At 45.8% G+C, this 4,793-nt stretch carries 7 protein-coding genes; 5 read left to right on the top strand and 2 right to left on the bottom strand.

Annotated features, from left to right (window positions below; genetic code table 11):
• Positions 1–1,005 (bottom strand): S41 family peptidase (locus tag VIP81_RS32985; protein WP_331972367.1); only part of this gene is annotated, 1,005 nt, incomplete at its 3' end.
• A gap of 62 nt (positions 1,006–1,067) precedes the next feature.
• Positions 1,068–1,691, bottom strand: coding sequence for a hypothetical protein (locus VIP81_RS32990; RefSeq protein ID WP_331972370.1), 624 nt, complete (start codon positions 1,689–1,691; stop codon positions 1,068–1,070).
• A 187-nt stretch (positions 1,692–1,878) separates the two neighbouring features.
• Between VIP81_RS32990 and paaA the strand changes: the two genes are divergently transcribed.
• The 5 genes from paaA to VIP81_RS33015 all read left to right on the top strand — a co-directional run.
• Positions 1,879–2,877 carry a 1,2-phenylacetyl-CoA epoxidase subunit PaaA gene (paaA, locus tag VIP81_RS32995; protein WP_331972373.1) on the top strand — a complete coding sequence of 333 codons (999 nt, stop codon included), beginning with the start codon at positions 1,879–1,881 and terminating at the stop codon, positions 2,875–2,877.
• A gap of 38 nt (positions 2,878–2,915) precedes the next feature.
• The gene (locus tag VIP81_RS33000; RefSeq protein WP_331972376.1) at positions 2,916–3,284 is read left to right on the top strand and encodes a 1,2-phenylacetyl-CoA epoxidase subunit B; all 369 of its coding nucleotides are present in this window, start codon (positions 2,916–2,918) and stop codon (positions 3,282–3,284) included.
• Positions 3,281–4,045, top strand: a complete 765-nt coding sequence (gene paaC / locus VIP81_RS33005; RefSeq protein ID WP_331972379.1) for a 1,2-phenylacetyl-CoA epoxidase subunit PaaC — start codon at positions 3,281–3,283, stop codon at positions 4,043–4,045. Before VIP81_RS33000 ends, paaC begins: the two co-directional genes overlap by 4 nt.
• A 3-nt stretch (positions 4,046–4,048) precedes the next feature.
• Positions 4,049–4,540, top strand: coding sequence for a 1,2-phenylacetyl-CoA epoxidase subunit PaaD (gene paaD, locus VIP81_RS33010; protein ID WP_331972382.1), 492 nt, complete (start codon positions 4,049–4,051; stop codon positions 4,538–4,540).
• Positions 4,541–4,622: 82 nt separating this feature from the next.
• Positions 4,623–4,793, top strand: a 171-nt coding sequence (locus tag VIP81_RS33015; RefSeq protein WP_331972385.1) for an adenylyltransferase/cytidyltransferase family protein, incomplete at its 3' end; no start/stop codon positions are given.

Genomic DNA, 4,793 nt, shown 5'->3' on the forward strand with positions numbered 1-4,793 from the left:
TTCTTTCTGGAATTTAGCGGTTTTATAAGTAGTGGCTTCACTATAGAAAATATCTGACCAGTTAACGGCAGGATAATAGGGTAATGCCTTCATTTCTTTAAAATAACTACTGAAGGTCCTGGTATTCACATTATTATTATAATACTGCGAATACATCTCGGTATTTGATTTGGCTGCAGGTACCAGTTTGTTGGCCAGGTATTCGGCTGTTTCCAGTAATCCGCCGCCATTGTAACGAAGGTCAATAATGACTTGTTTTACACCTGCTTTGGCAAAGGAATCAAAGGTGGTATCGATAGCGGTTTTCACATCTGCCAGGGAGATGAAGTTGTTGAAAACGAAATAGCCGATTTTGGTCCCGTTGAAGTCGTATAGATGGGTGTACAGCACGGGATTCAGTTTGTAGTCCGCGGCGACTAACGTGTTTTGTTGTGGCGTGTTGTCTGGTTTGAGAAAACCAAAAGTAGCGCTGGCACTGGAAAAGGCGTTATTCAACAGATTATCCGTCTTGCCATCGCCGTACTGAAAACTGGTCACACCGTTTACAGCAGTGAGTTTCCAGCCACGTTTAATACCGGCTTTATCCGCCGGGGAGCCAGGGTATACATATATTACATGCAAGGAGGTAGCGGTTTGATAGCCTACTTCAAAGCCTATATCACCTGCAATTCCCTGTTGTAATACCCTGGAGGTGCCTCCATTATCGAGGAAGCTGTATCTGTCGAGGTAGTTGTTGGAATTGTCTTTTTTATAGGACATCAGGGCATCAAACATCGCGGTAGGCGTGGAGAAGCTGTTGGGCCTGAAGGTGGCAGAATCGGGTAGCGCGTCCGTCCACAGATAGATATCTTTGGTGATAAAGAAGATGCTGTCATTAATACTTTTCGATGAACCGTTGTTGTTATCCCGGTTCGGGGTGGTGCTATTATCCTTATTACAGGCCGATAGCAAAAAAAGCATGAAAAGGCCCATGGCCATTGATGTGTAAAGTTGGCGTGATTGCATGTATTCCTGTTTTATGCGGTATAACCGGTATGGCTAAACGCAAGGGCATAGATATTTCGGTTTTAAAAGCTCAGATTTTCAATACCCAGTTCCTCAGGCAGTACGCCATTATTTCTAAGGCCTACATTCACTTTATCCCGCCAGCGCAATTGTGCAGCCGGGTTCAGTCCGTGATTGGTTTCCTGGTCAAACTTGTACTGTAGCCGGTTCATTTCCCGGAATGATTGAAGGTACTGATATTGTATGATACTATCATAGTCATCGCGGTTCAGGGCTGTTTGCCGGAGCTTTTGTTTGAACCGTTCTACTACCAGCCGGGTGATGTCGAAATGCAGCTGTTCATGTGCCAGGGCGTAGCTGTTTTTGGCGTTAGATCGCACCCAGGAAGCACTTTTAATAAAAAACACCTGCAGGCGTAAAGTAATGCGCAGGGTATCGTTTACCAGGTTACTATTCCCGTCGTATGCGAAGCTGGTATAGGCCACTGCGGCGCTGGGGCCCATGGGCGATGGTTTTGCCAGAAAGTCGTCCCACTGCAGTTTTCTGTCAGGGGTATAAAAAATGGTATCAGAAGAGGGGGAGGTATCGTCTTGTTTTTCCTCAAAATTTAGCTGGATGACCGTATAATGGCGGTATTTCTCCGGGGAGGAACACGGATGTTTATGCCCGGGGGGCAGTAACAGCAAGCACAGTATAGTAGTATTTAACAGCATTGAGAATAGACCAGACTAAATTAGTGTAATGCCCGGCTATCTGTTTCACACCGTAAAAATTTGGCGATTCTATAACATTTCTACCAGCGGGTTTTGACAATGAATTGGGCCTAAAACGGTCTTTTTTCCGTAAATTACTTCCGACCAAAACAATCGCACTATGTACGGCGGTGGATATATTTTCGATGAACCCAACAGGAAACAGTTGCGGGAAGAAGAACAGCACGATGAGCCTGAAAAGCTCGCTGCTTTTGAGGAACGTATTGCCAAAGGCGAAAAGATAGAACCCGGCGACTGGATGCCGGTAGAGTATCGCAGACAGTTGATCCGCCTTATTGAACAACATGCTCACTCAGAAATTATTGGCGCATTACCGGAAGGCACCTGGATTACCAGGGCGCCGGGATTTAAGCGTAAACTGGCGTTAATAGCCAAAGTTCAGGATGAAATAGGCCATGGGCAATTACTCTATAATGCAGCGGAAACACTGGGTAAGTCCAGGGAGGCCATGATCAATGATCTCCTCAGTGGCAAATCCAAATACTCCAACGTATTTAATTATCCGGCAGAAACCTGGGCCGATGTGGCCGTAATCGGATTTCTGATAGATGCTGCGGCGATTGTAAACCAGGTTGCCAATGCAAAAGGCTCTTATGGTCCCTATTGCAGGGCATTGGAGCGTATTTGTTACGAAGAAAGCTTTCATCTTAAACAAGGCCATGATGCATTTATAGAACTGGCTACCGGCACGCCGGCACAGAAAGCTATGTTGCAGGATGCCCTCAATCGGTGGTGGCAACCTATTATGCACTTCTTTGGTCCTCCGGATAAAACGTCCAGCCACAGCGAAAAGCTGATGCAATGGAAAGTGAAAATGGCCAGTAATGATGATATGCGCAACCAGTTCCTGGAATCGTATGTGCCTAAAATATGGGAGCTGGGTATGACCTTACCGGATCCTGCTTTGAAGAAAAATACGGAAACCGGGAAATGGGATTACACAGATCCTGACTGGGACGAATTTTTCCGGGTGATCAACGGTGGCGGACCATGCAATGAAGAGCGCTTACAGGTACGTAAATGGGCAGAAGAACAGGGACGCTGGGTACGCAAAGCATTAATGAGACCCACCGAAAAAAGAGCTTTGCCGGTGGCATAGTGCATCTATTTTACTTTTTTAAAATCACTCAATAATTCATGTCGAACGATTCTTTAGATCCCCGCGTAAACAGGTTGAAACTCGGCGAAGCGGGAGAAGTAGTGAAAGTGGAGGAAGGGGAGAACTGGAATATATACGAAGTATTTCACCAGGAAAAAAGAGGCGCACACCACGAACACGTAGGTTGTGTACATGCTCCTGATCCGCAGCTGGCACTGGTATTCGCCAAAGAACAATTTGCACGCCGCAAGAAATGTGTGAACCTCTGGGTAGTGAGAAGTGCAGATATACTTGCCTTTGATGTGGAAGATGAAGATATGTTTGCCAACAACATGGAGAAAACTTATCGTGATGCCAGCGGCTTTAAAGTGATGGAGAAGATCAATAAATTCAAACAATCCAAATGATTAATAACGCAGCAATAACGGATCTGATCATAAAAATGGCCGATGATGAACTGATTCAGGGACATCGGAATTCTGAGTGGACAGGATTAGGACCTGTGATGGAAGAAGACATCGCCTTTTCTTCTATGGCACAGGATAAAATTGGGCATGCCTGGGCGCTGTACCGCATTCTCCACGAGGATCTGGGCGGAGAGCATCCTGATAAGTTTGCGTTTTTGCGGCCGGAAAAGGAGTTTAAATCTTCCCACCTGGTAGAAATGCCTAATGGCGAATACGACTTTAGTCTGATACGGCATTTTCTGTTTGATCAGGCCGAAACCATCAGGTATGAAAGCTTGCAGGAAAGCAGCTTTGAGCCATTTCGTCTGCTCAGCAAAAAAGTAAAAGGAGAATTAAAATATCATACGCTGCATGCCAATGCCTGGCTGATGCAGCTTAGCAAAGCGGGAGAAGAGAGTTATCACCGCATGCAGCAGTCGCTGAACAGTACCATTGCGCTGGCTGCGGGCTTATTTGAAACTGCGCCGGCACATGAAGCAGCATTGATAGCGGATAAGGTATACCCTGGTGAAGTGGAGCTGTATCATCGCTGGATGGATCGTATTTATCCCGTGTTGGTAAAGGCATCCCTGAACATACCCGACATAAAAGATATTGTTCCGGCATATGGTGGCCGGCAGGGAATTCATACAGCACACCTGCAGCCGTTGTTAAAAGAAATGAGTGAAGTATTTAACCTGGATGCGGAGGCCAGTTGGTAAATAATGTCTAACAAAATTACCATAGCAGCAGTATATGAATCGTTGGCGCACGTGATGGACCCGGAAATACCAGTGCTAAGTGTTATAGACCTGGGCATGATTACCGAAGTAGACCTGGGGGCCACGGAGGTTCACATCAAAATGATTCCCACTTTTGCCGCCTGTCCGGCGGTGAGTTATATTCAGCATAATATAAAAACAACACTGGAAAATGAACTCGGCATCGACGTAAGTGTTGAAGTAGATAAACAGGTGCATTGGCAAAGCAACCGGATGACGGAGGCTGCCAAAGAAAAATTGAAAAACTTTGGTATTGCCCCACCGAAGGTACTGACGGGAGAAGTGAGTGCAGAGATTATGCTCGAGGTGCCTTGTCCGCATTGTGGTAGTCAGCAAACGTATCTGCGATCCCCTTTTGGGTCCACCCTTTGCAGGGCGATTCATTTTTGCAAAGGCTGTGGACAAGTGTTTGAGCAGTTCAAGCCGTTGGAATAAGCCTTATTTCTATGTTCCCGCTTTAAATACCTATTTTTACACGCATTATTGATGTCGCCATTGGCAATTTATACGATGAAACATGAGAATAGGCTTGTATTTTGGGTCTTTTAATCCTATACACACGGGGCATTTGATCATTGCCAATTACGTAGCGTACAATACTGACCTTGATAAAGTATGGCTGGTGGTTTCTCCGCATAATCCACTGAAACCCCAGTCAGCACTGCTAAATGAGCACGACCGCTTTCAT

It is taken from the genome of Chitinophaga sp. (genome assembly GCF_036566945.1).
GTDB lineage: Bacteria > Bacteroidota > Bacteroidia > Chitinophagales > Chitinophagaceae > Chitinophaga.

Coding starts and splice junctions, on each gene's coding strand:
- paaC (WP_331972379.1), top strand. CDS start 3,281: ATGATTAATAACGCAGCAATAACGGATCTGATCATAAAAATGGCCGAT.
- VIP81_RS33000 (WP_331972376.1), top strand. CDS start 2,916: ATGTCGAACGATTCTTTAGATCCCCGCGTAAACAGGTTGAAACTCGGC.
- paaA (WP_331972373.1), top strand. CDS start 1,879: ATGTACGGCGGTGGATATATTTTCGATGAACCCAACAGGAAACAGTTG.
- paaD (WP_331972382.1), top strand. CDS start 4,049: ATGTCTAACAAAATTACCATAGCAGCAGTATATGAATCGTTGGCGCAC.